We start from the raw sequence: 25129 nt of genomic DNA on the forward strand, positions 1-25129 counted from the left end.
TCGACGGGCTGCATCGATCCTTCCGGACCGGGCTCAGGGCGGCGTCGTGGCTGACAAGCCGGCCCGCGTCACGCGCGGGCTCAGCCGAGACCGCGGTGGGCGGCCCACAACGTCGCGGCGCGACTGGCCGCGTCGGCGACCAGAGCCGCCAGGGCCGGCTCGTCGGGGACCGGGAACGAGACGTACGCGCCCCGACCACCGCCGGCCGGTCGGCCATGGGCCTTCACCGCGAGGTGACCGTCCAGGAGGAGCCGGACGTTGAGTGTGGTCAGCTGGAACTCGGCCCGGCCCGTGGATCGCCCACCGCCTTCGGCCCGGAGCCGGGCGAGACCGTGGGGCAGGTGCGGACCTCCGCGCCGAGCGGGCGCCGGTGCGTCACGGCACGGTCACGGCCGGCCACCCGGTGCCGGCGTGGAAGGGGCGTCCGGACGCAGCGAGGGCATCTCGCCGTCGCGCGGGCGGTGTTCGGCCTCGGTGAAGGAGTACGGCGGCCAGGGCCCGAGGAAGCGGATGCGGCAGGCGGGCTGAGCGGCCTGTGTCTCGCTCAGTACGGTGCCGACGGCGTCGATGTCCTCGTGCCGGACGAGCAGGGCGGCGGACAGGACGTGTGTCTCGCCGGCCGCCCGGTGGGCGGGGCCGCGGTCCCGGAAGTCCTCCGCGACCGACAGCAGACGGCGCCGGATCCGGGCGTGCAGCGTGTCGGCGAGTTCCCCGGCCGCGTTCCGGGCCTGCTGCTCGCGTTGTTTGGCCAGCAGTCTGAGCATCCCCGGCGAGCGTCCGCCGGGTTCCGCCCCACGGGTCCCCGGCATCGGGTCGCCGGCCGCGGTGGCCTGGCGTTCCAGGGTGATCTCCACGCGCAGTTCGCACCGGCCGGCCAGTTCCTCGAGCCGGCCGGTGAGGTGGGGTTCCTGGTCGGTGATCCAGTCCGTCAGCCGCTGTTCGGCGCCGCGTCCGGCGCCGGGACGGTCCTCGGACGGCGGCTCGCCGGCGACCAGGACGTTGAACGTCATCGGCAGGACGCTGCCGGTTCGTTCCCAGACGGTGGTGACCGCGCGGCTCTGCTCCGCCACCCAGCGGCGCACCTGCTCGTCACCGCCCTGGAAGGGCGCCGGCTCGGCGTCGTGCACCAGCGCGGCGACGCCGGTGCCCGCGGCACCGACCAGTCGCAAGGGGCGGCCGTCGAGGCCGGTGACGCCGTCGGCGGCGCCCGGCCGGCCGGGGACCAGCGCGTACACGTACAGGGCGGTCCCGTCGGTCATCCCCGTGCCTCCTCCGCCCAGCGCCGGGGGTTGATCAGTTTGTCCACGACGTCGTCGACCACCTCGTCCAGACCGCGGTGCAGGTCGGCCACCGAGGAGACGATGCCGTGGTCCTCCTTGATCTGTTCCATCGCCTCGTCCAGTTCCAGCAGGGCGTCCGCCAGCCGCTCGGCCTCCTCGGGGTTCAGGTCGCCGCCTTCGATGCGGCGCAGGGCCTGCCGGTCCAGCGCCTCCTGGATGACCTCCACCAAGGTGACCACGAGGGAGAGCACCCCGTGTTTCAGGCTTTTCTCGTCGACGGTCAACGGCATGCCGTCCTCCCACCCTTCCTGTGCTGTGCCGAGTTCGTCATCCGACGGCCGCCATGGGCGAGGCGGCGTTCAGCCGCTGTTCCCAGGCGTCCGGATCGTCCGCCGCGAGCCGCACCTCGCCGTCCGCGGCGGTGCCGACCGCCAGGACGCTGCCCTCGCCGGCGGGGCCGTACCCGGGCAGCCGTCGTACCCCGGTGATGTCGGCCGTGGACAGCACCAGCGCCGGTCCGGAGTCCACGGGCGACTTCCAGACCAGCCGGTCGGCGGTCAGCCGTGCCTGTCCACCGCGCCACAACGGGCCCGCCCGGCGCGGTTCCCAGAACCACAGGTGCCCCTGGGCGAGCGGGGGCTCCTCGTCCGGGACGGGTCCGCGCGGGAGGGCGGGCGCCAGGCGTCCGGCGCAGGCCCGGGTGAGCAGGTCGTGCAGTTCCTCGGGCTCCCGGGCGGAGAGCAGTTCCCGCCCGCCGTCGGCCGACGTGACCTCCACGCGCAGACGTTCCTCGCCGCCGACGGTCCGCTCCGGCACCAGCCGCACGGCGCGCACCGCCGTCAGCTCCGTCTGCCAGAGGATCTCGCGCGGTTCGTCGCGCAGGACGACGAGACGCTGATCGGTGAGGTGGACGGTGCCGGGCCGCCACCCCTTGTAGACGTCCCCCGTCAGCAGGTGGCCGCCGCTCATCGTGCGGATGACGCCCTCGCCCTCCCGCAGCTCGAGGGCACGGCGCGTGACGGACCGCTCGGCCCAGGCGCGGGTGGCCTCGTCCCAGTGGCGCATCATGCCGTACTCGAGCATCGTCTCCATTCCCGCGACGGCGGCCCGGATCGAAACACCGATCAGCGGGATGTCGGCCACCGCGACGATGAGGTCCAGGTGCAGGACCGCGCCCTTGTTCAGCAGGACCTCCACCAGGTCGTCCAGGGTCACCCGCGGATCCCGGGTGGGCCGCATCGGAGGCCGGTCAGCCATCACGCCGCTCCGGCTCACGCTCCGGCTCCGCGGAGGAGGGCGTGCCGGCTTCGGCGGCCCCGTCCCCGTGGACGGCGGCGGGACGGCCCTCACCGGCCGTCAGGGCTCCCGGCGCCCGTCCGGTGTCCTCCGCCATCCGGGCCTGGGCGCTGCGCCAGCCGCACCAAGGGCACCACTCGTTCAGCAACTGCTCGACGGGGGCGCGCTTGCCGCAGGCCGGGCAGGTCTCCTTCTCCTCGCGGGTCTGCCGCCACGCGGCGGTCTCCGTGTCCGTGCCGGAGGGGAACTCCAGACCGTAACGGGCGGCGGTCTCGAACGAGGCCAGCGCCGCACGCAGCCGGATCCCCAGCAGTTCGACCCCGGCCACCGAGACCATGATGTCGGCATTGAGCACGAGCCCCTTGTCCAGCAGGGTCTCGACCACGTGCGCCAGGCTGCCGTCGCCGTCCCGCCGGGGCTGCATCGGAGCGACGCCGCCTCCCGGCAGCCCACCGGCGGCCGGGGACGGGGAAGCCCCGGACGGGCGCCCGCCGTCGCCCGGCGTCGACCTCTCGGGATAACTGGTCATTGCAAACGTTTAACCGCGCGCCCGCCCTTCACACCCCCGCCACCGGCGCGGCGGGACGGGCGGCCGCCGAACCCGGGTCGGCTGAAGCTGTCCGCGGATGCCCGTGCCGCGCGGATCGCGGACGGCTCAGGGAGCCCAGGGGACAGAAGCCGAAGGCCTGCGCCGTGGGATGTCCACGCCGTTGGACAGACGCGGCGGCGATCGTGGAGCCTGTGCTTCAGGACCCGATTTTTCGCAGGTCAGCGCGCCCTTCCCCGCGGCTTCGAGGGTGCGTTCGGCAGCTCGGGCGCGGGGTTCTCCACTGTGCTGACCAGCTGCCGGACAGTCCGCCTCATGAAAGCGCGAGGCTAGCCCGTCCGGCCGACGGAGAGGTGGGCGTCCACGGCGACGACACCGTCGACGCCCTGGCACAGGCCCACGGTCACCGCGACGAGACGCGGTTCCGGGACGTGTCCCCGAAGGGTGACGGCCCCGTCCTGGACCTCGACGGCGACGGTGCCCTCGTCCAGGCCGAGGATGCGCCCCAGGACGTCCTGCTCGACCTCGCCGCGGATCTCGGCGTCCGAGCGGATGAAGGCGTCGAGCAGGTCGCTGCGGGTGACGATGCCGGTGAGGAGTCCGTCGTCACCGACCACCGGCAGCTGCTTGACGTGCCGCCTGCGGAGTTCCCGCGCGGCCCGGGGGATCGTCCAGTCGGCGCGGGCGGTGAAGACGGGGCTGCTCATGAGCTCGCCCGCGGTCCGTGCCCGGGCCTTGCTCCAGGCGTGCTCGTCGGTCCCGTCCTGTCCCTGCGGATCAGGGGTGCCGGTCTCGTGCCGCAGCACGTCGGACGCGGACACGACGCCGGCGAGGGCGCCGTCGTCGTCGACGACCGGTGCCGCGACGATGTCGTTCGCGTCCAGCAGGGCGGCTGCCTCATGGAGGGGTGTGGTGGGGCGGAGGGTGACGACCTCCTCGGTCATCACGTCTCCGACCGTGCGGCGGTGCAGCATGACGTCGGTCTCCTCCGCATCGCGAGGGGGCGGCCGCGGTCGGACCGCCCGGGCGGACCACGTGCGGTGCGCCGGCCCGTACACGCCGTCTTCCCCACCCATGACAACACCGCGCTGCTCAGGCGGCCAGTGACGTCCGGCCTGGCAGGGAGAGCCGGCGGTCCCGGGCCAGGAGTGCGGCCTTCGCTCGAGACGCTGCCGGCGTCGGGCGGCCGGCGGGAGGACCGGCTGCGGGCCGGCCAGGCGCTGCAGCGCGTGCTGCTCACGGCGGCCTCGTACGGGGTGCCGCACCTCGATGCTGCATCAGGCGATGGAACGGACGGATCTGCGGGCGGCGACGGGCGGATCACGGCGGCGCCGCTGCCCGCAGGTGCTGACCCGTTCGGCTACGGCCCCGAGGGCGGCCGCACGCCGCGCGCGGTCGCGCACGCCGCACCGGATGCGGCTCATCGCGTGGTGCGCGCGCCCGTGATCTCGCGTCCGGTGACCAGCTCGGACTCGATGCGCACGAAGACCCCGTCGCGTACGGGCATCCAGGAACGCGGACCGGTCCGCGAGAGCCGTTCGTGCTCCGCGGCGTCGGTCACCACGGAGGCCCGGCCGGTGACGATCACGCTCCAGCCGGATCGGGTCGCCGCGGTGAACTCGTCCGCCTCGAAGGCGACCACGACACCGTCGACGGCGCGGACGAGATCAGAGCCGGCCGAGGTGTGGAGCAGGACGGAAGCGTCCCCGTCCAGGGAGAAATTGACCGGGAGGACCGCGGGCAGCGCCTGCTGGGTGTACACGACCCGGCCGACCGGCACCTCGGCCAGCAGGCGGAGGCACTCCTGCCGGTCGAGGATGCGAAAGGCGTCGTTCTCGAGCACCAGGCCATCGTCGCTGTGGCCGCCCCGCGGTGAGTAGGGCCGGTCGGCCCCGCTTCCGTCCACCGCCCGGCAGCGGACGCCCGCAGACGCCGTCGCCGAGGCTGACGACCGACCGGTTCACCGGCCCCACGTCGCCGAGCGCGCCCCGGCGCCCACGCCCCCGGCTCGTACGCGGCCGTGACCGTGCCCCTGACACCCGGTCCCCCGGTGCCGGGGGCACGGCGGACCGCACCGCGGCGCCTCTTCACCGGTGCGACATGGCACCGAGTTCCCTCGCCACGCCCGCCGCCCGGTTCCCGATGGCGGCGAAGTCGCGGAAGTCGCCGCCTTCGCCGTCGCGGGGGATCACGCGGGCGATCCGGCCCTCGGCGCCTCCGGCGAGGCAACCGCCGAACGTGACGTGCGCGCGCACGTCCAGTCCGGCCACGACCCTTCTGACGCCCGGCGCCGGCGGGACGTCCCCGAGGCCGTCGGGTCGAGCGGCCCGGAGCCGAAGAACCACACCGGCCGTTCCGCCAACGCGCCGCGGTGCCGCCGTACGAAGCGCCGGGCGTCCTCGTGCCGGCGCACAGGGCGCCGCCGACCGCCACGGCCCCGTAAGGAGGCGCAGACACCCGTACCCCGGGAATCGCGGACAGCTTCAGAGGCGCCTGATGCGCAGGAGCCGGGGGCCCGCGCCGTGGGGTGTCCACACCGCCGGACAGGCGTGGCAGCGGTCACAGGGCCCGCGGCTCAGGACCCGTGCTCTCGCAGATCAGCGCACCCTTCCCCGCGGCTTCAAGGGTGCGTTCGGCAGCTCCGGCGCGGGCAGTGGAGCCCCGTCGTACCCCCGCACCTCGCCGAAACGTGCCCCCTTCGCCCAGTCCTCGCGGGCCTTCACGATCTCGTCGTGCGTCCGTCCGATGAAGTTCCACCACATGACGATCTCCTCACCGAAGGGCGGGCCGCCGAGGAGGATCAGGCGGGCCGGGGCGGATCCCCGGTTGGTGAGGGCGAGGGTGGTGCGGCCCGGGGCCGTGTACCCCAGGGCGGCCCGTTCCACCGGCGTGTCCTCGACGAGGACGTCGCCCGTGTCGACGAGCACCCCGTGCTCGTGGGCGGGGTCGACGTCCAGCACCAGCCTCGCGCCCGGGGACACGGTGAGTTCCGCGCCCAGCAGCGGGGTGAAGGTGCGGACCGGGGAGGCGGCGCCCGCGAGCGTGCCGAGGAAGACGCGGGCCTCGCCGCCGTTCAGGGTGACCGGGTGCGGGACGTGGTGCTGGAAGTCCTTCCCGGTGTCACGGTGTTCGTCGGGGAGCGCCACCCACAGCTGGACGCCGTGCAGGGTCGTGGTGTCCGGCGTCGAGACCTCCGAATGGGCGATGCCGTGACCGCCGGTCATCAGGTTCAGCTCGCCGGGCCGGACGAAGGCGTGACTGCCCAGGCTGTCGCGGTGCTCGATCTCCCCGCTGAACAGCCAGCTGACCGTCTGCAGGCCGGTGTGCGGATGCGGGGGGACGTTCATGCCGCCGGCGCCGGCGACGTCGTCGGGGCCGTAGTGGTCGGCGAAGCACCAGGCGCCGATGAGCGACCGGGCGCGCTGCGGCAGGGTGCGCCGCACCCGCATCGCGCGCGGGCCGCCGAGCGGCACGTCGCGGGCCGTGAGGATCTCGACCTCCGCCGGGCGGCCGGCCTCGCTCTCGCCGCCGCACCTCATCTCCGCGGGGCGTGTCTCCGTGTTGCTCATGCCGGGTGCCTCCCACTGGGGACGTTCGACCGTCAAGAAAGTTCGACATTCAACATTCCCTGCACCGACGACTATAGGACGCCGGGCGCGACCATGCCCGCGGAAGGGATCCGAGGGCCGGGAACGCCCGACACCGCTCACGTCCCGCCCGGCACCGGCCTGCGCAGCAGGTGGCCCGCGGCCGTGATCACCAGCGCCGCCATGCAGGCGATGAACACGAGCCCCGCGTCCTCCAGGCCCAGCGGCTCCGTCAGCAGGCCCACCCCGACGACCGGCACCGAGATGCCGGTGTACGCGACGACGAACAGCGACGAGAGCACCGCCGCCCTCCGGTCCGGCGGGGACGCCCGGCCCACCGCGGTCAGCGCCCCGCGGAACGCCAGACCCTGGCCGACGCCGCCGACGAGCGCGCTCGACACCACCAGTGCCAGCAGGTCCCAGTGCAGGGCGCCCGCCAGCAGGGCGAGGCCCGCGAGCAGGCCGGCGCAGCCCAGGGGCAGGGACCGGCGCACCCCCACCCGGCCGACCGCCGTCTGTCCGGCGATCGACGCGAAGAAGGCCGCCGCGACGACCGCCCCGCTCACCGCATGGTCGGTGACGTCGAGGGACTGCGCGAGGAACGCTGGGCTGACGGAAGTGAACACCCCGGACAGCGCGAAGCCCACGAACACGGCCGTCGCCGCCGGCCCGAACACCGCCCGCACCTGCGCGGGAACGCCGGGGCGCCGCGGCCGTACCGTGCTCAGCGGGCGGAGGTCCCGTACGGTCTCCGGCAGCCCCAGGAGCACCGCCGCCGAGGCGGCCACCAGGGCCAGGTGGACGGCGTACGGCAGGCGGAGCGGCCAGGTGGCGTACTCGGCGAGGAGTCCGGCGAGCAGGGGGCCGCAGCCGAGACCGCCCATGGTGGCGGCCGTCGCGACGAACGTGGCGCGGGAGGCGCCGCCGGGCGGAGCCGACTCCAGGACGTAGGCTGTGGCGGCTCCGGTGAACAGGCCGGCCGACAGGCCCGACAGGAGCCGCCCGGCGTACAGCCAGGCGATGTCGGCGGCCAGCAGGAAACAGCCGGCGCTCGCGGTCGCACAGGCGAGGCCCCACGACAGGACCGGGCGTCTGCCGACGGCGTCGGAGGCGTTGCCCGCGAGCAGCAGGGCGCCGATGACCGCGAAGGCGTACACCGCGTACACGACGGTGACCGTCAGCTCGGAGAAGCCGAACTCCTGCTGGTAGAGGGGGTACAGCGGGGTCGGGAGCGTGGTGCCGGTCATGCACACCGCGAACACGGCGCCGCCGAGCAGGCACACGCGCCATCCGAGCCGGTCACCGGTCATGCCCCGACGCTAGTCGCGGAGCGGCCGGACGCCCGTCTCAGTACGCCGCCGGCGTGACCTCCCGCATATAACTTTGCATGTCATGCATTTTTTCATAGTATGCACATCATGACGGGGAAGAACACCGCGGGCGGCGGTCTGCGGGAGCGCAAGAAGCGCGCCACACGCGCCGCGCTCGCGGAGGCGGCGGTGCGGCTGGCCGCCGAGAAGGGTGCGGACCAGGTGACGGTCGAGGCGATCAGCGCCGCGGCCGGCGTGTCCGTCCGGACCTTCTTCAACTATTTCGACTCGCGCGACGACGCCTTCGTCGTCGTGGACGCGGACGCCGGCGAGCGGGTGCGGCGGTCGTTCCTCGCCGCACCGCCCGGACTCCCGCCGCTGGAGGCGCTGCGCGAGGCGCTCGCCGCGGAGCTGAGGGAGGCGGAGCGACAGCACGAGCTGTGGAGTCTGCACCTCCGGGTGCTGCATTCCGCCCCGCACCTCCTCGTGCGGAACCTCGGCGCGCAGATGGCCGACGAGTCGGGGCTGGCCGAGGCGATCGCCCGGCGGATCCGCGCCGGGGACGACCCGGACACCGCCGCCGTCCCCCCCGGGGACGACGCGGACCGTGCCGCTCCCGGGCTGTACCCGCGGCTGCTCGCCGCGGTCGCCGGGACGGCGGTGCGGGTGAGCGTGCAGCACTGGTGCGAACGGCCGGACGAGCTGTCGTTCGCCGACGTGTTCCGCGAGGCGTTCGACCTCCTCGCCGCCGGACTGCCGGCCCCGGCCCGGTAGGCGCCGGCCCCTCCAGGGCGCCGGGTCCCACGACACACCGGCCCCTGCCCCCCACTTCCGCCCCTTCGAGGGCGTGATCCCGCCTTTTCCCACCGATCCGTGAGAGAGACCACTGTGACCGCAACCCAGGCGCCGGACGCGGCGTCACCCGCCGCCATGACCAACCGGCAGATACTCCAGGCCATGTCCGGGCTCATGGCCGGCATGTTCGTGGCGATCCTGGCGGGCACCGTCGTGGCCAACGCGCTGCCGACGATCATCGCCGACCTGGGGGCGAGCCAGTCCTCCTACACCTGGGTCGTCACCTCGGAGCTGCTGGCCATGACGGCGACCGTGCCGCTCTGGGGCAAGCTGTCCGACCTGTTCGACAAGAAGCTGCTGCTCCAGCTGTCGCTGGCCATGTTCGTCGCGGGCTCGCTGCTGGCGGGCTTCTCCAACGGTGTCGAGCTGCTCATCTTCAGCCGTGTGGTGCAGGGCATCGGCGCGGGCGGTCTGACCGCGCTCGCCCAGGTCGTCATGGCGGCCGTCATCCCGCCCCGCCGGCTCGGCAAGTACGCCGGCATCTTCGGCGCCGTCTTCGCCGTGGGCACCGTCGCCGGACCGCTGATCGGCGGCGTGCTGGTGGACACCTCCTGGCTGGGCTGGCGCTGGTGCTTCTTCATCGGCGTGCCGTTCGCGCTGCTCGCCATCGCGCTGCTGCAGCGCACCCTGCGCCTGCCGCAGACCCGGCGCGAGGCGAAGATCGACTTCCTGGGCGCCTTCCTCATCGTCGCGGGCGTCTGCGCCCTGCTGATCTGGGTGAGCATGGCGGGCAACGAGTTCGACTGGGCCTCCTGGCAGACCGCCGCGCTCACCGGCGCCGGTGTCCTGCTGCTGGTCGCCGCGGTGTTCGTCGAGGCGCGGACGCCCGAGCCGGTCATCCCGCTGGACATCTTCCGCAACCGCACCGTCACCCTCACCACGGTCGCGAGCCTGCTGGTCGGCGTCGCCATGTTCGGCGGCACGGTGTTCCTCTCGCAGTACTTCCAGGTGTCCCTCGGCAAGTCCCCCACCGTGGCCGGACTGATGAGCCTGCCGATGATCCTCGGTCTGCTGGTCTCGTCGACCGTCGCCGGTCAGGTCATCAGCAGGACCGGCGTGTGGAAGCGCTACCTGGTGGCGGGCGCGGTCTTCATGACCCTCGGCCTCGGCCTGCTGGCCACCATCGACGCGGACACCTCCTTCACCCTGCTCAGCGCCTACATGGCGGTGCTCGGCGTCGGCGTCGGCATGCTGATGCAGAACCTGGTGCTGGCCGCCCAGAACGACGTGCCGGCCAGTGAGCTGGGCGCCGCGACCTCCGTGCTGTCCTTCTTCCGCAGCATGGGCGGCACCATCGGCACCAGCGTCCTGGGCGCCATCCTCGCCAACCGGGTCGCGTCCGAGATGACCAAGGGCCTGGACGCCGCGGGCATCCCCTCGGGCGGCGACGGCGGCGGCAGCGGGGAGGGCAGCGTCCCCGACATGTCCACCCTGCCCGAGCCGCTGCGGCAGATCGTCGAGCACGCCTACGGCGTCGCCACCGCCGACCTGTTCCTCATCGCCACGCCGTGCGCGCTGCTGGCGCTGCTCACGGTGGTCTTCATCAAGGAGAAGCCGCTGAAGACGACCAGCGGCATGGAGCGCCTCGCCGAGGAGGCCGGCGCCGCGGCGGGCACGGACAAGACCGTCGCCGGGAGCTGATCCCCTCAGTGCACGCGCGAGCGCCCCGCGGCCTGCACGGCTGCGGGGGCGCTCGCCCCGTGCGGGACAGGACCCCTCACCGGCCGCCGAGGCCCGTCGTCGCCACCGCCTCGCGATGGGGCGCCGGGAGAGGACGAGCACCAGCACCCGGGGCGTGCGGCGAGCACCGAGGACGCCGCCGTCCGGGCGTGGTCGACGCGTGGGCGTCCTTCGCCGCGGTGCTGCCGGCCTGCGGGGCCGTCAGCGCCGGGCCGGAGGGGGACGCGAACGGCCGCGGGAAGTCGTTCCACGCCCCGATGAACGCGAAGACCGACACCGCGGCGAGCGTCGGACGCGACAGCGGCAGCACCACCGGCCGGCGGCCCGTGAGAAGCTGCAGGACCGCCGCCCGGAGCCTTGTCAGCGGCTGGTCACGGCATATATAACGTTGTAAAATCGGAGCCCGGCGGCTCGGCACACGACTCACGGTGACGGCTCCGCATCCGCACCGGCCCACCGGGTCGGGCCGCTCACGAAGGGATTGCCGTGCGGGTCAGCCTCAAGGACGTCGCCGCGCACGCGGGGGTCTCCATCAAGACCGTCTCGAACGTGGTGAACAACTACCAGCACGTCACACCGGCCATGCGCGAGCGGGTCCAGCGCTCCATCGACGCGCTCGGCTACCGGCCCAACCTCGCCGCCCGGCACCTGCGCAAGGGCCGTACGGGCATCATCGCGCTCGCGCTGCCCGAGCTCGGCAACCCGTACTTCGCCGAGCTGACCGCCTCCGTCATCGACGCGGCCTCCCGGCACGACTACATCGTGCTGCTCGACCACACCGGCGGCTCGCGCGACCAGGAACTGCTGGTGAGCCAGGGCTTCCGGGCCCGCGTCATCGACGGGCTGATCCTCAGCCCCATCGAACTGGAGACCGAGGACCTGCGCGACCGCGACCAGGACGTGCCGCTGGTGCTGCTCGGCGAGCGGGACTACGACCTGCCGTACGACCACATCGCCATCGACAACGTGGCCGCCGCCTGTGACGCCGTGCGGCACCTGATCGGGCTGGGGCGCCGGGAGGTGGCGTTCATCGGGGCGCGGCGCGACCGCAGCGAGCCCGCCCAGCTCCGTGTCCGCGGCTGGCGCGAGGAGCTGACGGCGGCGGGGTTGCCGGCCGACGAGGGGCTGGTCGCCGCCACCGACGGCTGGGGGCACGCCGACGGGGCGCGGGCGATGCGGCACATCCTCGACAGCGGCCGGCGGCCGGACGCGGTGTTCGCCTACAACGACCCGATGGCGATCGGCGCGATGCGGGTGCTGCACGAGCGGGGGCTGCAGGTCCCCGAGGACATCGCCGTGGTCGGTTTCGACGACGTGATCGAGGGCCGGTTCGGCGCGGTGACCCTCACCTCGGTGTCACCGGACAAGGCCGCGATCGGCCGCCTCGCGGTGGAGTCGGTGCTGGCCCGGCTGGGCAGCGACGCACCGCAGCCGCGCCGCATCTGGGCGGACTATCGACTCGTCGAGCGGGAGAGCACGTTGGGGCGTCCGGGGGCGGCCGCCTCCTGACGGCGCGGGTGCGCCGTCAGGCGCCGGGCGTCGTCGGCCGAGCTTCCCGGCGACGCCCTCGAGGCGCCGTCACCGTACGCGTGTCCGAGAGGGGGCGGGCGCCGTTCGGCGTCCGCCCCCTCGTCGTGCCGGTGTTACGGCTTCTCCGCCTCGTGGAGCGCGGTCACCTCTTCGGCGGTGAGCGCCTTGTCGTAGGCGTGCACCTCGTCCACGGAGCCGTCCCAGAAGTCGGTGTCGTCACCGTTCCACTGGGCGCGGCCCACCGCGAGGGGGCCGGAGCCGACGTAGTGCGGACCGCCCGTGACGGTCGCCGCCTTCTTCCCGTCGACGTAGAGGGTGATCTGGCCGGTGGCGCCGTCGCGTACGCCCACCAGGTGGTACCAGCGGCCGAGTTCGGGACGGGTCTCCAGGCGGGCCCGCTTGCCGTCCGGCGTGCTGAAGGCGAACGCGCCCTGCCCGTACTGGAGATAGAACGGGCTGGCCTGGCGCCGGCCGTCCTGGCTGACCGCGGTGGCGTAGTTGCCGGGCAGCGTGTCGAGGGTGACCCAGGCGGAGACGGTGTAGCTGCCGGTGGTGTCCAGCACCGGCCCGTCGGTCTGGGCGAACTGCCCGCTGCCGTCGAGCTTCAGGGCGCTGCCGCTGACTCCGGTGGTCCAGGTGGCGCCCCCGGTGAGCTTCAGCGCCCTGCCGTTCGGGCCGTCGTCCTTCGCGGTGGTGCCGGCGCCTTCGTCGAGGGACCAGTGGCCGCCGCCCTTCAGCTGCTCGCGACGGCCCGCCGCCGCTCCGGCCGCGAGCACCTTCAGGTTGACCTCGCGCACCTGCCCGGGATCGACCTTGATCTCCCTGCGGTCGTACGTGTACAGGCCGTTGAGCTCGTTCTCCAGGTCGGTGATCTGGGTGTACACCGAGCCGGACAGCTCCGCGCCGGCCTGGTCGAGGTAGAACTCCTCGGTGTTCTCCACGTACTTCCGGGTCAGCGCCTCCTTGTTGTCGACACCGCTGTAGATGACGGTGGGCGGGCCGGGCCACATGTGCCCCGGGGTGCGCAGGGTGAAGCCGCCGTGCTCGCCGTCCATCGCCGCGCGGTGGTCCGGGAAGGGCGGGTCCTCGTTGGTGTAGTCGTGGTGGTCGATGATGTCGCCCTTGCCCGAGTCGCCCTTGCTGTTGCAGCAGTTGACACCGCTGTGGGCGCTGACGACACGGGACGGGTCGGCCGCCTTGACGGCGTCGGCGAGCTCGCCGGTCTCCTCCCGGTCCCACTCGCCCCAGCCCTCGTTGAAGACGATCCAGCCGATCACGGAGGGCGCGTCGTGGTGCTGGCGCATCATCTCCCGGCCCTCGTCGACGAACGCCTTCCGGCCGTTCGCGCCGGTCAGGTCGCCGGAGACGAAGTCCTGCCAGACCAGCAGGCCCAGCCGGTCCGCGTGATGGAACCAGCGCGGCGACTCGACCTTGATGTGCTTGCGGACCGCGTTGAAGCCGAGCCGCTTGTGCGCCTTCAGGTCGAACGCCAGGGCGTCGTCGCTGGGCGCGGTGTAGAGCCCGTCGGGCCAGAAGCCCTGGTCCAGGGTGGCGAGGGAGAAGACGGGCTTGCCGTTGAGGACGAGCTTCCTGTAGCCGCCCACGTCCTCGATGCCGATCTTCCGCATACCGAAGTAGCTGTCGACCGTGTCGGTGGACCGGCCGTCCTTCAGCATGACCTCGAGGTCGTAGAGGTAGGGGTCGTCCGGGCTCCACAGGCGCTGGTTGGCGACCGGCAGCTTCAGCCGCTTGCCGGCGGGGCCGGTCACCCTGCCGACGACCGTGCCGCGGTGGTCGCGAGCCACGGCCTCGACGCGCGCCTCGGCGGACGCGCCGGCCGACTCGACGGTCACGGCGAGGGTCCTCGTGTCGATGTCCGGCGTCGTGACGACGTCGTCGACGGACGTCTCGGCGACGGGCTCCATCCACACGGTCTGCCAGATGCCGGAGGACTGGGTGTACCAGATGCCGCCGGGGCTGGTGGACTGCTTGCCCACGGGCTGGTCGGGGCCGCCGGTGTCGGTGACCGCGACGATGATCTCCTGGGGGCCCTTGCCCGTGAGCGCGTCGGTGATGTCGGCGCTGAAGGCGGTGTAGCCGCCGGTGTGTTCGGCGACCTTCCTGCCGTTGACCCAGACGCGGGCCTGGTGGTCGACGGCGTCGAAGTTCAGCTTGAGCCGGTTCTTGCCGCTCTTGCCGGCCTTCCAGTTCTTCGGCACCTCCACCAGCTTGCGGTAGAACATGTGGTCCTCGTGCCGCTCGATCCCGGAGAGCAGTGACTCGACCGGGAACGGCACGGTGATCCTCTCGTTCAGGTTCTTGCCGAAGACGGGCTGCTCCCCCGCCTTCGCGCCGCTGAACTGCCAGGGGCCGTTGAGGTTCTTCCACCGCGTGCGGACCAACTGCGGGCGCGGGTACTCGGGCAGCGGGTCGTTCCTGTTCACCCTGTCGCCCCACGGGGTGGTGAGGCGGTGGGCGGAGGCGTTCTCGGCGTGGCGGGCGATGCGGGGCACGGTCTCGCCGCCGGCCTTGAGGCCGCCCTCACCGTCGTAGACGACGCGGACCGTCTGGGCCTTCTGGATCGCCTCCGAGAGGGTGACCTGGAGGGAGGTGCGGTCGCCGGGGACGGTGGTCACCGCCTCGACCGGCATGGCGGTGGTGTCCGCCTCGACCTTGAGGTGTCCGGCCACCCGTGCCAGGTCGCTCACCCTGCCGTCGAAGCGGGCGCGCAGCGTGCGGCCGTCGCGGCCCACGGTCAGTGCGACCGGGTACACCTCGAAGTCGGCGGGCGGGGTGAACGCCGTCATCGGCACGAGCTGCTTGGCGAGCGTCGGCGTCGACCAGCGCAGGTACATGTTCGACCCGCCGACGTCCTGGAACATCTCCAGGCGGAAGTCGTACGTCTCGCCCGCGGTCAGCCGGACGGGGGCACTGGTCTGCTCGCGGTCCCAGTCGGGCTCCCAGTGGTCGATGACCGGCTCGCCGTCGATGAACAGCCGGAAGCCGTTGTCGCCGATCGCGTGGAAGGTGTAGTCGTCGGTCTTCGGGGCCTCGATCCGGCCCGTCCAGCGAGCGGTGGTGTGCTCCGTCCGCCCGGTGAGTTCCTCGAACGTGCTGGTGAGACCGGCGAAGTTGACCTGCGGTTCGAGCTGGGCGCCGCCGAGCTCGGCGAAGTCCCGGGCGCCCGGCGCCGACATGCGGAAGTACTCGCCCTTCAGCCCGTGCACCATCACGTCGGCGTCCGCGGCCCGGGCGGCGGCGACACCGCCGGCTGCCGGTGCCGCGGCCGTCGCGGCGGGCGCCAGGACGCCCGTGGACAGGGCCAGCGCCGTCACGGTCAGCACGGCCCACCATCGGGATCTCGGGCGGGTGAGTTGTCTGGTCATCGAACCCTTCCTCGCGCTGGGGGCATGGGGCCACGGCGGAACGAGGGGGGCCGTCAGCTCCGCCGGCATTCTTCCAACGTTGGAAATCCGGTGTGCAGCGGAATGACAACACGCGGTGCGACGGCTGTCCAGGCTTTGCGCAGAGGTGACTGTGCGTCAACGGAGGCGTGGGAGGAGGAGTATGGCCGCCCCCGGGGACGGACGGCCCTCGTCCGGGTCAGCCTCCGGCGCCGGCGAAGGGGCCGCCGGCCGCGAAGGCGTGGGCGGCGAAGCGTTCGCCGATGCGGCGGTGCGCGGCCGCGTCCGGGTGCAGCCGGTCGGGCAGCGGGAGTTCGGCATGGTCCTCCTCGCCGTACAGGGCGCGCCCGTCGAGGTGGTGGAGGTGCGGGTCGTCCTTCGCGCGTGCCGCCACCACGCGCTCCAGTTCCTCGCGGACGGCGTTCAGCGTCAGCTTGCCCGCGGCCCGCTCCTCCGGGTCGCCGGAGGCCGTGAACGACAGCTCGCCCTCGGCGAGTCGGCCGAAGTCGAAGGCCGTGGGCCCGGGGGTGTCCTCGTGCATGGGGCACAGGATCGGTGAGACGACCAGCAGCGGGGTGTCGGGGTGGCCGTCGCGGATGGTGTCCAGGAAACCGTGCACGGCGGGACCGAGCGCCCGCAGCCTCATCAGGTCGGCGTTGACCAGGTTGATGCCGATCTTGAGGCTGATCAGGTCGGCCGGCGTGTCCCGTATGGTCCGGGCGACGAACGGGTCCAGCAGGGCGCTGCCGCCGAAGCCGAGGTTCACCAGCTCCACCCCGCCCGCGGCAGCGGCGAGCGCGGGCCAGGTGGTGGTGGGGCTCGCGGCGTCGGAGCCGTGGCTGATGGAGCTGCCGTGGTGCACCCAGGTGCGGCGTCCCGAGGCGGGCGCGGGCTCCACCGGGGCGTCGGTGCGCAGTGCGACGAGCGCGGTGATCTCGTTGTACGGCAGCCAGATCTCCACCGTCTTGTCGGTGGCGGGCAGCCCGCCGAAGCGGACGGCGCCCGCCGGTCCGGGGCTCATCTCCGCGTTGCCGGTGGACATGTCGATGGTGACCGTGTGGCCGCCGGTCGCGGACGCCTGCCCGGCCGGCCGTCCGTCGACGAGCAGGTCGTACAGGCCGTCGGGGCGGGGCGGGGCGCCCACGTGGACACGTTTGGTGGGAACGGTCTCCAGCTCGACGACGGTGGCCCGGGTGCGGAAGGCCAGGCGGACGCCGGAGGGCTGGGACTCGGCCATGGCGAGCTGCCCGTCCGTGCACTGGGCCCGCGCCCAGGCGGGCAGGCGGTGCGGCAGCAGCCCGTCGGGGGTCTCCTCGAGGTCGAGGGCGCCGCGTACGAGGTCGGCGGTGACGGGCGTGATGACCGTGGCGAGGGGTGCGGAGGGCATGTCTCGATCCGTTTCGGGGGTGGGCGGACGTGAGGGGGCGCGCCGGCGGGTCAGGGCGTGGGCGGCCAGCCGCGCAGGAGGGCGTCCAGCGCGTCGAGGACGCGGGACCAGGTCTCCTCCGTGTCGGGGGCGCTGTGGCTGAAGCCGCCGCCCATCTCGATGCTGACGTAGCCGTGGAAGACGCTGCCGAGCAGGCGGACGGCGTGGGTCTGGTCCGGTTCGTCCAGGTCGTAGCCGCGCAGCAGGGCGCGGGCCATCCTGGCGTGCCGCACTCCGGCACTGGCCGCGGCGGTCTCCGGGTCGAGCCGGAACTGCGCCGCCGCGTACCGGCCCGGGTGCTCGCGCGCGTAGTCGCGGTAGACGTTCGCCAGGGCCACCAGGGCGTCCTTGCCGGCCCGTCCGGCGAGGGCGTCGGCGGCGCGGTCGGCGAGTTCCTCCAGGGCGAGGAGGGCGATGCGGGTCTTGAGGTCGTGCGAGTTCTTCACGTGGGAGTAGAGGCTCGCCACCTTCACGTCGAAACGCCGGGCGAGCTCCGAGACGGTCACCTGGTCGAAGCCCACCTCGTCGGCGAGTTCCGCGCCCGCTCCGGTCAGGCGTTCGGTGGTGAGTCCTGCACGCGGCGCCATAGCCACCCTTCCGTTCGGCTACAGCGAGTATGCCAGCACCTAAAGGCTTTAGGCAAAAGTCATACTCCTAAAGGCTCTCACACGGGACTCGGGAGTCTCCTGCGGCCCTCGTGCCTCCGCGCTCGGCGTTTCGGCCACCCGGCGCCGCTCACGAGGGCCCGCCGCCCGAGGCTCGTACCCCGGCCGCCGCGTCCCACACGGGGAGGACGCCGTCCGAAACACGTGCGTTCGGCACCGGCGCCCGTCTCGTCGAGTCCGGTGCCGTCGCCCTCGCCCCTCGGACCAGCGGCGAGAAACGCCGTGACCCGGCCGACCGCCCGGACCGTCCCGCCCCTCTCCGCCCGACGCCTGATGAGCGGGACCGTCACTGAGCACAGGGCCGTGGAGCAGCCGGTCGTGGAGTCGGCCTCGGAGGCGGTGCCGGACGGGCAGTCGATCGGGACGCTGGGCGACCGGGCCCGGTCCGCCGGGCCGCAGCCGGCCGGCGAGGGCGGACAGCCGCCGGCGACCGAGCGGGCGCTGGACGCTGGAGGGCGCGGGTCGGGGGCCGGCGGACATGGGGACGCTGCATCCGAGCCGCCTCATCCGGCGCGACGAGCACGTCAGCCCATGACGCTGCCGCCACGGCCTCGGTGATCAGACGCGGCCCGCACGCGAGAGGTCCTGGCGGAGGTGCGCGGCGGTGTGGGAGTCGGTGCTCTTCAGGAGATCGGCCGGAGTTCCTTCGAACAGGACTCGTCCGCCGCCGCTGCCCCCTTCGGGGCCGAGGTCGATGATCCGGTCGGCGCTCCTGACGACGTCGAGGTGGTGCTCGATGACGATGACGGTGCTGCCCTGATCGACGAGGCGCTCGATGACGCCGAGGAGACGGTGGACATCCGACATGTGCAGACCCGTGGTGGGTTCGTCCATGACGTAGACGCTTCCGACGCGGTGCAGGTCGGTGGCGAGTTTCAGGCGCCGGCACTCGCCGCCGGACAGGGTGCTGAGCGGCTGGCCGAGCCGCAGGTGGTCAAGACCGACGGGGTCGTGCTCGACCACGAGCACCGTATTGCCCTTGTCCCGCAACGCGACGAGGAGTTCTGAGCCGGTGCACGTCCCGGGGGTGCAGGCCGATGCTCGGCTCGTCGAACACGTACAGCATCTCGGTGAGACTGTTGGACAGGTGCCGGACCGTCTTGATCCGCTGGGACTCGCCGCCGGAGAGCGTGCGTGTCCGCCGGTCCAGGCTGAGGCAGCCGAGTCCGATGTCGGCCAGGTGACGCAGACGGTCGGAGGTCCCCTCGGCGACGATCGTGCCGTGGTCGGTGACGAGGATCCGGTCGCACAGGACGTCGGCCTCGTCGAGGTGGTGGGTGGTGAGGAAGACGGTCGTGCCCTGTTCGGAGCGCAGGCTGCGGACGTGGTCCCAGAGGTTGGCCCGGCTCTGCGGGTCGAGGCCCGCGGTGGGCTCGTCCAGGAAGACGAGCGTCGGGTCGTGGACCAGTCCGGGGGCGATGTCGAGGCGGCGGCGCTGACCGCCGGAGAGCGTCTTGACGGGGCGCTGGTCCAGGCCGGCGAGGTCGAGCCGGTCGGCGAGCAGGGCCCCGCGCCGTCTGGCCTCGGTGCGGGACAGGCCGTAGAGCCGGGCCTGGAGTTCGATCTCCTCGTCCACCCTGGACTCGGGCCAGGTGGCGCCGCCCTGGTGGACGCAGCCGATCCTGCGCCGCACGCCCTGGGGGCCGGCCAGCAGGTCGCAGCCGGCCACGGTGCCGGTTCCGCCGGTGGGGCGCAACAAAGTCGTGAGCATCCGCAAGGTCGTGGTCCTGCCCGCCCCGTTGGGGCCGAGGAACCCGACCACCTCCCCGGGCGCCACGTCGAAGTCGACGCCCTTGACCGCTTCGACGGTCTGGCCGCGCACGGTGAACCGGCGGGCGGGACCTCGTACTGTGATCATGAAATCCTTCTCTCGGCCCGGCAGGCGGCCGGCCGGTTCGCGGCGGCCGGCGGGGATGCCGGGGTCGACGTGCGGTTCGTCAGGACCAGCCATCGGACGCTGCCCGGTACTCGGCGAGGCGCTCCTGCGCCTCGGCCATGTCGTCGGCCGTCGGGGCGTCGTCCTGGGTGAGCTTGAAGCGCCAGTAGCCGCTGAAGTTGACCGCGCGCTTGTCGAGCCCTCGGTCGGTGGCGAGGTGGCGGCGCAGGGTCCGCACGACGCCCGCCTCGCCGGCCAGCCAGGCGAAGGGGCGTCCGGGCGGGAACTCGGCGCCGCGGACGGCATCGATCAGCACCTCGCTGCGGCCGGCCTGCGTTCCGTCGCGGTGCAGCCAGTGGAGGGCGACGTCGCCGGCCGTCTGGAAGGTCTGCCGCTCGGCGTGGTCGGCGACCTCGACGTAGACCTGGGCGCGGGTCCGCTCGGGCAGAGCCTCCAGCAGGGTGCCGATGGCGGGCAGCGCCGTCTCGTCGCCTGCGATCAGGAGCCAGTCGGCGGAGGCGATGGAGTCCGTCAGAGGGACCGGTCCGGCGTAGAGCGCGGAGGGGCCGACCATGCCGAGTCGGTCGCCGGGGCGGGCCGAGGCCGCCCAGGCGCCGGCCGGGCCGGTGTCGCCGTGCAGGACGAAGTCGATCTCGACGGTGTTCGTGCCGGGCACGCGCCGGCGGAGGGTGAAGCTGCGCATCCAGGGGCGCTCGTCCTCGGGGATGGCCAGAAACGCCTGGTACCAGCCCGTCGTGTCGTCGCTCTGCTCCGGCAGGAGGGGCCGCTCCTGGCCGGGCCGAGGGAAGCAGAGCTTGAGCTGCTGGTCCGGAGCCAGGCCCACGGAGTCGTCGAGGCGGTCGGCCTCGAACGTCACGCGGGCCATCCGCGGTGTGACGCGTGTGATGTCGGTGACCTGGATGAACGTGACGGGGAGCTCTGCCATCGGGAACCTTCCACGAAGGTACGGGCATACCGGGACGAGCGAACGCCCGACTGGTATCCTTACAGCGTAAAGAGATGTGCCGGTGAGGTTACTTTATGCTGTAAGGAGTTGCAAGGTGGTTGTTTTCGCCGGACAGGGCGATGCCCGCCGATCCATGTCCCTGCTCTGGCGATCGGTCACATCCGGGAAGCCCGGCCCGGGCACGAAACCCGGACCCAAACCCCGGCTCGACGTGGACACGATCGTGGCCGCGGGTGTCGCGGTGGCGGACGAACAGGGCATGGCGGCCCTGTCCATGCGGGCGGTCGGGACCCGGCTCGGACGGACCGCCATGGCGCTCTACACGTACGTGCCGAGCAAGAGCGAGCTGGTCGACCTCATGCACGACCGGGTGCTGGCCGAGTTGCCCACCGAGTACGACACCGGCGCGGGCTGGCGCCCGGCGATCACCGCCTGGGCCGACGACGCCTGGGCGTTCTACCTGCGTCACCCCTGGGTGCTCCAGGTCTCGCAGGCCCGGCCCGTGCTCGGGCCGAACGAGTACGCACGGCTGGAGACGGTGGTGCGGATCCTGGGCGGAACCGGCCTGGGCCCCCTGCACGTCAGACGGGTCATCGCGGTGCTGTTCCAGTTCGTGCGGGGGATGGCCCTGGTCGCGACGGAACACCGGCAGGCCGCGGCGGAGACCGGGGTGCCCGACGAGGAGTGGTGGGCGCAGCGGTCCGCGCTGCTCGCGGAGTTCGCGCCGGACTTCACCGAACGCTTCCCCGCCCTGGCGGCCCTGGAGTCGACCGCGAGCCTCGCCGCCATGACCGAGGCGGAGGCGGGCGGCGCCGCCTCGCACATGGAGCAGGAGGCGGAGGAAGCGTTCCGGGTGGGCCTGGAACTGATCCTCGACGGCGTCGCGGCGGCGGTGCGCACGGACTCCGACGGCACGTTCCACGCCTCGGCCGGCACCTCCTGACGGAATCGGGCGGGCCCGAGCGGGCCCGCCCGATTCCGCACGGGCCGCACGCGCGAAGCGATCACCACCGAAAGTGCGGGCCGCTGGACTCGACTACCAGACGCTGCGCAACTACGCGTAGGTGGCACGCCACTTCGAGCACTGGCGCCGACGCGGGGCACCGAGCTTCGGCCACCGCGCCGAGGTGGCCTCCCTGTCGCCGGCGGAGGCCGATACCTGGCTAGGCCAGGCTGAGCGGCACAGCTGGTCGCGGAACCAGCTCCGGCTGCGGCTGCGGGAGAGCCGCGGGGGGAGCCGGCCGGACACACCCGCGCGGGCCGGCCAGCTGCGGATCAGCGCGCCCTGTGACCGTGTCCAGCGCCGGCGGGAGGCCGCGTCGAGAGGAGACCGGGACTTCGAGGAGGGGGTCCTGCCGGCCCTCGACCGTGCCACCGCGCACGAGCTGGGTCATTGGCGTCCCCCGCCCGACCACCGGAAGGCGGCCCCTGATGGAGATCCGCATCGACCACGGCACCTGTATCGGGGCAGGGCAGTGCACCCTGACGGCACCCGCCGTGTTCACCCAGGACGACGCCGGGTACGCCACGCTCGTTCCCGGCGCGCCACGACCACGACCCCGTGGCAGGTCACCCAGGCCGCGCTGTCCCGTCCAGGCCATCGTCCTCGGCGGCGACCCGCCCGACGCCTGACGGCGCGACGCCACCCCCCAGCACTGAGGGCTCCACGGCACCGCTCGTGGAGCCCTCAGTGCTGCGACCGGCTCAGGGTCCGAGCCGCAGGCGCAGGTGCTGGAGACGTTCGGGCCGCGTGCGCCTTGCGTGGGGGGTGATGCCGGTCTTGTAGAGGGTGGCGAGGGTGCCGGGGGGGACGGCGGCGGACAGCTCGGCGGCGAGCTGGAACAGGGCGGCCGAGCGGGCTTCCCGGGCCGGACGACGAGGACGCATGGCTGCGGCGGGCCTCGGCCTGCCGCCGGGCGAGGTCAGCGACGGGGGGCAGAAAGCTCGACCGGGAGGACGCCGAGGCGAGTGCGGACGGCTCCGTCAGTCCCCTCGATGTGGTCGACGGCGGCCCCCTCCCGGATCAGGTGTCGCCGGCCTTCGTCGCGGGCGCGTCCTCGCGCAGCACCGGTGCGCTGCGCACGAGGCGCAGCGCCGTGGTCAGCAGGACGCCCCCGGCCACGTTGCCGAGGACCGCCCAGCCCAGCCATCCCAGCCAGTCGGCGTACCCGTAGGGCGTGCTGCCGGCGTGCAGGCCGGCGAACGCGATCAGGGAGTCCAGGACGGAGTGCCACAGCCCGAGTCCGGCCAGGACGAACGCGGCGGACACCGATGCGGTGATCTTCCCGGTCATGGAGTCGGTGCCCTGGTGCATCCGGGTCATGAGGGTGATGACGCCGCCGCCCAGCACGGTGAGGCAGAAGGTGCCCAGGGTGTATCCGCCGTCGACGAACCGCGCGCCCGCGTCGGCCGCCGTGCGATGCAGCTCGGGGAAGGCCCGCATCACGATCCACATGAACACCCATCCGCCGGCCAGGTTCATCACCAGGACCGTCACCCACAGCCGCAGCAGGTCGAGCCAGGTGGCCGCGCCGGCGATCACGGTGCTGACCGGCACCAGGAAGCCCTCGGTGAACAGTTCGCTGTGGCCGAGCAGCAGGGCGATCAACCCTACGGAGAAGGCCAGTCCGGCCAGCAGGTCGCTGCCGGTCTCGTGCTTGACGAACAGCAGCGTCATGACGCCGACGCTCACGTCGATGCCGCCGAGCAGCGAGGTGGCCACCAGGGACGCCCAGGTGCGGTGCAGACGCGGCCGGCCTTCGGCGACGATCCGTTCCGCCGCCTCGGCGACACGCCGCTCCCCCGGTCCTTTCATGATCTGGTCGTCAGGCTCCATGGCGGTTCCCCGCTCCCGGCTCTCCCCGCGGCGGCCGGGGGCACGACGCCGGGCGGGCCGGAGTCAGCCGTCGAGCAGGGCGGCCGGCGTGTCGGGAAGGAGCCGGGCGAGGTCGAGGTCCGGCCTCACCCTCGTGGCGAGGATCAGCAGCCGCAGCGGCTGCGGCGCCAGGTTGGTCACGGTGGTCCTGCGGGGCGGGCCCTCCGGGGACGGCTGTTCGAACAGCAGGTGGAGTCCGGCGACGTCCATGAAGCGGGCGTGCTGCAGGTCCCAGACCAGTTCGGTCACGCTCGGCGGCAGCCCGGCGGCGGCGGCTCGGAGCAGGGGCAGGGTGTCGTGGTCGATCTCGCCGTGCACGGTGATCCGTGCCGCGGCACCGTCGGTCCGTGTGGTGAAGTGCATGGTGGGCAGCCCTCCTTCGGGAGGGTCGGGAGCCCAAAGGCGATGCGTCCCCGTGGTAGGGGCGGTCGACGATGGCAGGGTCCGGCTGCCCTGGAAGGGGGCGACGCCCAGAGCCCACGAGCCGACACCGTGACGCCGGCCAGTCTCTCGTTCTCCCATCATGGCACGGCGAGTTGGCGACGCCATACGATGCAAGCATGATCCACCATCCGGATGATCTTCGACGACGCACTGGGGTGTGCCGCGTATGACACAGCGACGTGCGATTCTGAGCGGTTCGACGTTCGAGGAGCGGATCGGTTACGCCCGTGCCGTGGTCGACGGCGACCGGGTGCACGTGTCCGGCACCACCGGCTTCGACTACGCCACCATGACGATCTCCGACGACGTGGTGGAGCAGGCCGAGCAGTGCCTGCGCACCATCGGCGCCGCGCTGGCGGAGGCGGGGTGCACCTTCGCCGACGTGGTGCGGGTGCGCTACCTGCTGCCCGACCGGGCGGACTTCGAGCCCTGCTGGCCGGTGCTGCGCCGGTGTTTCGGGGAGGTGCGGCCGGCCGCGACGATGATGGTCTGCGGTCTCGCCGATCCCCGGATGAGGATCGAGATCGAGGTGGACGCACGGCGGCCGGCCACCGCCGGCCGACCCGCCGCCCCCGTCAGCTCTCCGACGGGGTGAGCAGCACGAAGTCGGCCCTGAAGGGGTCGAGGCACAGGGCCATCCGGCCGACGCCCTCCGCGTCCACCGGGCCCATCTGCACGCTGCCGCCGTTCTCCTCGACCCGGGCGACGGCCGCGTCGCAGTCGGCGACCGCGAAGACCGGGTGCCAGTAGGGGCGCCCGCCGGCCAGGGACAGGGCGTCCTCGCCGACCTCCATGAGGCCGCCGTGCATCCGCTCGTCGGGCAGTCCGGCCGGGGTGATCATCGTGTACGTGCCCTCGTCGCCCGGCATCGGCATGTCGGTGAAGCGCCAGCCGAGGACGTCGCCGTAGAACCGCCGGGCCCCGGCCGCGTCGCTCGTGTACAGCTCGGTCCAGCACAGGGAACCGGGCTCGTCGACCAGGTCGACGCCCTTGCTCCCGCCGGGCTGCCAGACGGCGAACTGGCCGCCCAGCGGGTCGCTGTACTGGGCCATCCGGCCCCACTCGTCGATGTCGAGCGGCGCCACGCGCACGGTGCCGCCGCCGTTCTCGACGGCCCGGGTGGTGGCGTCCGCGTCGGTGACCGTGTAGTAGATCATCCAGGCCGGCCGGGCGCCCTCCTCGGTGAGTCTGCCGAGGCCGGCGACCATCTTGCCGTCCTTGCGGAACATGCCGCCGTCGGCGTCCTCCCCCATCGGCTCGAAGTCCCAGCCGAGGACCGCGCCGTAGAACGAGGCGGCGGCCGGGACGTCGGGGACGCCGAGGTCGAGCATGCAGGGTGAGCCGGGGGCGAAGTCAGTGGTGATCACCGCGAGGTCCTTTCGGAGCT

The 25129-nt window shown here is 73.0% G+C and carries 24 protein-coding genes and 2 pseudogenes; 6 read left to right on the top strand and 20 right to left on the bottom strand.

Features of this window, described 5'->3' with window-relative positions; translation table 11 throughout:
* Window positions 1-80: 80 nt before the first annotated feature.
* The 10 genes from ACIQ8B_RS30235 to ACIQ8B_RS30280 form a co-directional block, all read right to left on the bottom strand.
* Window positions 81-341 carry a hypothetical protein gene (locus ACIQ8B_RS30235; RefSeq protein ID WP_403551248.1) on the bottom strand — a complete coding sequence of 87 codons (261 nt, stop codon included), beginning with the start codon at window positions 339-341 and terminating at the stop codon, window positions 81-83.
* A gap of 45 nt (window positions 342-386) precedes the next feature.
* A complete protein-coding gene (locus ACIQ8B_RS30240; protein ID WP_403551197.1) occupies window positions 387-1259 on the bottom strand; it encodes a GvpL/GvpF family gas vesicle protein in 873 nt (290 codons plus the stop codon).
* Window positions 1256-1570 (bottom strand): gas vesicle protein K, encoded by a 315-nt coding sequence (locus ACIQ8B_RS30245; protein ID WP_403551199.1) that lies wholly within the window; start codon window positions 1568-1570, stop codon window positions 1256-1258. Before ACIQ8B_RS30245 ends, ACIQ8B_RS30240 begins: the two co-directional genes overlap by 4 nt.
* Window positions 1571-1607: 37 nt before the next feature.
* Entirely contained in the window at window positions 1608-2537 is a 930-nt protein-coding gene (locus ACIQ8B_RS30250; protein ID WP_403551200.1) for a gas vesicle protein, read from the bottom strand.
* Window positions 2530-3105, bottom strand: a complete 576-nt coding sequence (locus ACIQ8B_RS30255) for a gas vesicle protein (RefSeq protein WP_403551202.1) — start codon at window positions 3103-3105, stop codon at window positions 2530-2532. Before ACIQ8B_RS30255 ends, ACIQ8B_RS30250 begins: the two co-directional genes overlap by 8 nt.
* Window positions 3106-3452: 347 nt before the next feature.
* Window positions 3453-4097 carry a CBS domain-containing protein gene (locus ACIQ8B_RS30260; RefSeq protein WP_403551204.1) on the bottom strand — a complete coding sequence of 215 codons (645 nt, stop codon included), beginning with the start codon at window positions 4095-4097 and terminating at the stop codon, window positions 3453-3455.
* A gap of 446 nt (window positions 4098-4543) precedes the next feature.
* Complete coding sequence (locus tag ACIQ8B_RS30265; protein WP_403551206.1) at window positions 4544-4966, bottom strand: pyridoxamine 5'-phosphate oxidase family protein; 423 nt, start codon at window positions 4964-4966, stop codon at window positions 4544-4546.
* Window positions 4967-5210: 244 nt separating this feature from the next.
* A complete protein-coding gene (locus ACIQ8B_RS30270) occupies window positions 5211-5393 on the bottom strand; it encodes a hypothetical protein (RefSeq protein WP_403551208.1) in 183 nt (60 codons plus the stop codon).
* A gap of 327 nt (window positions 5394-5720) precedes the next feature.
* A complete protein-coding gene (locus ACIQ8B_RS30275) occupies window positions 5721-6692 on the bottom strand; it encodes a pirin family protein (RefSeq protein WP_290009339.1) in 972 nt (323 codons plus the stop codon).
* A 137-nt stretch (window positions 6693-6829) separates the two neighbouring features.
* A complete protein-coding gene (locus ACIQ8B_RS30280) occupies window positions 6830-8020 on the bottom strand; it encodes an MFS transporter (protein ID WP_403551210.1) in 1191 nt (396 codons plus the stop codon).
* Between the two features lie 99 nt (window positions 8021-8119).
* Between ACIQ8B_RS30280 and ACIQ8B_RS30285 the strand changes: the two genes are divergently transcribed.
* The 3 genes from ACIQ8B_RS30285 to ACIQ8B_RS30295 all read left to right on the top strand — a co-directional run bounded on the left by ACIQ8B_RS30285 (window position 8120) and on the right by ACIQ8B_RS30295 (window position 12064).
* Window positions 8120-8794 (top strand): TetR/AcrR family transcriptional regulator, encoded by a 675-nt coding sequence (locus ACIQ8B_RS30285; protein ID WP_106415780.1) that lies wholly within the window; start codon window positions 8120-8122, stop codon window positions 8792-8794.
* A 156-nt stretch (window positions 8795-8950) separates the two neighbouring features.
* Entirely contained in the window at window positions 8951-10516 is a 1566-nt protein-coding gene (locus ACIQ8B_RS30290; RefSeq protein ID WP_403551250.1) for an MDR family MFS transporter, read from the top strand.
* Window positions 10517-11041: 525 nt separating this feature from the next.
* Window positions 11042-12064 carry a LacI family DNA-binding transcriptional regulator gene (locus ACIQ8B_RS30295; RefSeq protein ID WP_403551212.1) on the top strand — a complete coding sequence of 341 codons (1023 nt, stop codon included), beginning with the start codon at window positions 11042-11044 and terminating at the stop codon, window positions 12062-12064.
* Between the two features lie 134 nt (window positions 12065-12198).
* Here ACIQ8B_RS30295 and ACIQ8B_RS30300 read toward each other — a convergent pair whose 3' ends face one another.
* From ACIQ8B_RS30300 to ACIQ8B_RS30325, 6 genes and pseudogenes are all read right to left on the bottom strand, one after another.
* Window positions 12199-15471, bottom strand: a complete 3273-nt coding sequence (locus ACIQ8B_RS30300; RefSeq protein WP_403551214.1) for a LamG-like jellyroll fold domain-containing protein — start codon at window positions 15469-15471, stop codon at window positions 12199-12201.
* A 217-nt stretch (window positions 15472-15688) separates the two neighbouring features.
* Window positions 15689-16876, bottom strand: coding sequence for a GDSL-type esterase/lipase family protein (locus ACIQ8B_RS30305; RefSeq protein ID WP_403551216.1), 1188 nt, complete (start codon window positions 16874-16876; stop codon window positions 15689-15691).
* A 50-nt stretch (window positions 16877-16926) separates the two neighbouring features.
* Window positions 16927-17502, bottom strand: coding sequence for a TetR/AcrR family transcriptional regulator (locus ACIQ8B_RS30310; RefSeq protein WP_403551218.1), 576 nt, complete (start codon window positions 17500-17502; stop codon window positions 16927-16929).
* Window positions 17503-18138: 636 nt separating this feature from the next.
* A pseudogene (locus ACIQ8B_RS30315) lies at window positions 18139-18802 on the bottom strand (hypothetical protein); the annotation flags it as partial.
* Window positions 18803-18862: 60 nt separating this feature from the next.
* Window positions 18863-19531: pseudogene (locus ACIQ8B_RS30320) on the bottom strand (ABC transporter ATP-binding protein); the annotation flags it as partial.
* A complete protein-coding gene (locus ACIQ8B_RS30325; protein ID WP_403551220.1) occupies window positions 19518-20402 on the bottom strand; it encodes a siderophore-interacting protein in 885 nt (294 codons plus the stop codon). The gene ACIQ8B_RS30325 and the pseudogene ACIQ8B_RS30320, both read right to left, overlap by 14 nt.
* A 115-nt stretch (window positions 20403-20517) precedes the next feature.
* Between ACIQ8B_RS30325 and ACIQ8B_RS30330 the strand changes: the two genes are divergently transcribed.
* Entirely contained in the window at window positions 20518-21366 is an 849-nt protein-coding gene (locus ACIQ8B_RS30330) for a TetR/AcrR family transcriptional regulator (protein WP_403551222.1), read from the top strand.
* 488 nt (window positions 21367-21854) lie between these two features.
* Window positions 21855-22055 (top strand): ferredoxin, encoded by a 201-nt coding sequence (locus ACIQ8B_RS30335; RefSeq protein WP_403551224.1) that lies wholly within the window; start codon window positions 21855-21857, stop codon window positions 22053-22055.
* A gap of 72 nt (window positions 22056-22127) precedes the next feature.
* Here the strand turns inward: ACIQ8B_RS30335 and ACIQ8B_RS30340 are convergent, their stop codons facing one another.
* The 3 genes from ACIQ8B_RS30340 to ACIQ8B_RS30350 all read right to left on the bottom strand — a co-directional run bounded on the left by ACIQ8B_RS30340 (window position 22128) and on the right by ACIQ8B_RS30350 (window position 23661).
* Window positions 22128-22310: a hypothetical protein gene (locus ACIQ8B_RS30340; RefSeq protein WP_403551226.1), complete on the bottom strand. Its 183-nt coding sequence runs from the start codon at window positions 22308-22310 to the stop codon at window positions 22128-22130.
* 136 nt (window positions 22311-22446) lie between these two features.
* Window positions 22447-23259 carry a formate/nitrite transporter family protein gene (locus tag ACIQ8B_RS30345; protein ID WP_403551228.1) on the bottom strand — a complete coding sequence of 271 codons (813 nt, stop codon included), beginning with the start codon at window positions 23257-23259 and terminating at the stop codon, window positions 22447-22449.
* A gap of 63 nt (window positions 23260-23322) precedes the next feature.
* Entirely contained in the window at window positions 23323-23661 is a 339-nt protein-coding gene (locus tag ACIQ8B_RS30350) for an STAS domain-containing protein (RefSeq protein ID WP_403551230.1), read from the bottom strand.
* Between the two features lie 247 nt (window positions 23662-23908).
* Here ACIQ8B_RS30350 and ACIQ8B_RS30355 point away from each other — a divergent pair, with 247 nt between their 5' ends.
* Window positions 23909-24337 (top strand): RidA family protein, encoded by a 429-nt coding sequence (locus tag ACIQ8B_RS30355; RefSeq protein ID WP_106415751.1) that lies wholly within the window; start codon window positions 23909-23911, stop codon window positions 24335-24337.
* Here the strand turns inward: ACIQ8B_RS30355 and ACIQ8B_RS30360 are convergent.
* A complete protein-coding gene (locus tag ACIQ8B_RS30360; RefSeq protein ID WP_403551232.1) occupies window positions 24318-25109 on the bottom strand; it encodes a VOC family protein in 792 nt (263 codons plus the stop codon). The genes ACIQ8B_RS30355 and ACIQ8B_RS30360 overlap by 20 nt on opposite strands.
* Window positions 25110-25129: the final 20 nt, after the last annotated feature.

The sequence above is a fragment of the Streptomyces sp. NPDC096105 genome, assembly GCF_044763335.1.
Taxonomy (GTDB): domain Bacteria; phylum Actinomycetota; class Actinomycetes; order Streptomycetales; family Streptomycetaceae; genus Streptomyces.

Excerpts from the sequence above, each read along its gene's own strand:
- ACIQ8B_RS30345 (WP_403551228.1), bottom strand. The coding sequence starts at position 23,259 with ATGGAGCCTGACGACCAGATCATGAAAGGACCGGGGGAGCGGCGTGTC.
- ACIQ8B_RS30275 (WP_290009339.1), bottom strand. The coding sequence starts at position 6,692 with ATGAGCAACACGGAGACACGCCCCGCGGAGATGAGGTGCGGCGGCGAG.
- ACIQ8B_RS30255 (WP_403551202.1), bottom strand. The coding sequence starts at position 3,105 with ATGACCAGTTATCCCGAGAGGTCGACGCCGGGCGACGGCGGGCGCCCG.
- ACIQ8B_RS30285 (WP_106415780.1), top strand. The coding sequence starts at position 8,120 with ATGCACATCATGACGGGGAAGAACACCGCGGGCGGCGGTCTGCGGGAG.
- ACIQ8B_RS30350 (WP_403551230.1), bottom strand. The coding sequence starts at position 23,661 with ATGCACTTCACCACACGGACCGACGGTGCCGCGGCACGGATCACCGTG.
- ACIQ8B_RS30260 (WP_403551204.1), bottom strand. The coding sequence starts at position 4,097 with ATGCTGCACCGCCGCACGGTCGGAGACGTGATGACCGAGGAGGTCGTC.
- ACIQ8B_RS30355 (WP_106415751.1), top strand. The coding sequence starts at position 23,909 with ATGACACAGCGACGTGCGATTCTGAGCGGTTCGACGTTCGAGGAGCGG.
- ACIQ8B_RS30325 (WP_403551220.1), bottom strand. The coding sequence starts at position 20,402 with ATGGCAGAGCTCCCCGTCACGTTCATCCAGGTCACCGACATCACACGC.
- ACIQ8B_RS30250 (WP_403551200.1), bottom strand. The coding sequence starts at position 2,537 with ATGGCTGACCGGCCTCCGATGCGGCCCACCCGGGATCCGCGGGTGACC.
- ACIQ8B_RS30310 (WP_403551218.1), bottom strand. The coding sequence starts at position 17,502 with ATGGCGCCGCGTGCAGGACTCACCACCGAACGCCTGACCGGAGCGGGC.
- ACIQ8B_RS30335 (WP_403551224.1), top strand. The coding sequence starts at position 21,855 with ATGGAGATCCGCATCGACCACGGCACCTGTATCGGGGCAGGGCAGTGC.
- ACIQ8B_RS30245 (WP_403551199.1), bottom strand. The coding sequence starts at position 1,570 with ATGCCGTTGACCGTCGACGAGAAAAGCCTGAAACACGGGGTGCTCTCC.
- ACIQ8B_RS30300 (WP_403551214.1), bottom strand. The coding sequence starts at position 15,471 with ATGACCAGACAACTCACCCGCCCGAGATCCCGATGGTGGGCCGTGCTG.
- ACIQ8B_RS30290 (WP_403551250.1), top strand. The coding sequence starts at position 8,951 with ATGACCAACCGGCAGATACTCCAGGCCATGTCCGGGCTCATGGCCGGC.
- ACIQ8B_RS30240 (WP_403551197.1), bottom strand. The coding sequence starts at position 1,259 with ATGACCGACGGGACCGCCCTGTACGTGTACGCGCTGGTCCCCGGCCGG.
- ACIQ8B_RS30305 (WP_403551216.1), bottom strand. The coding sequence starts at position 16,876 with ATGCCCTCCGCACCCCTCGCCACGGTCATCACGCCCGTCACCGCCGAC.
- ACIQ8B_RS30280 (WP_403551210.1), bottom strand. The coding sequence starts at position 8,020 with ATGACCGGTGACCGGCTCGGATGGCGCGTGTGCCTGCTCGGCGGCGCC.
- ACIQ8B_RS30340 (WP_403551226.1), bottom strand. The coding sequence starts at position 22,310 with ATGCGTCCTCGTCGTCCGGCCCGGGAAGCCCGCTCGGCCGCCCTGTTC.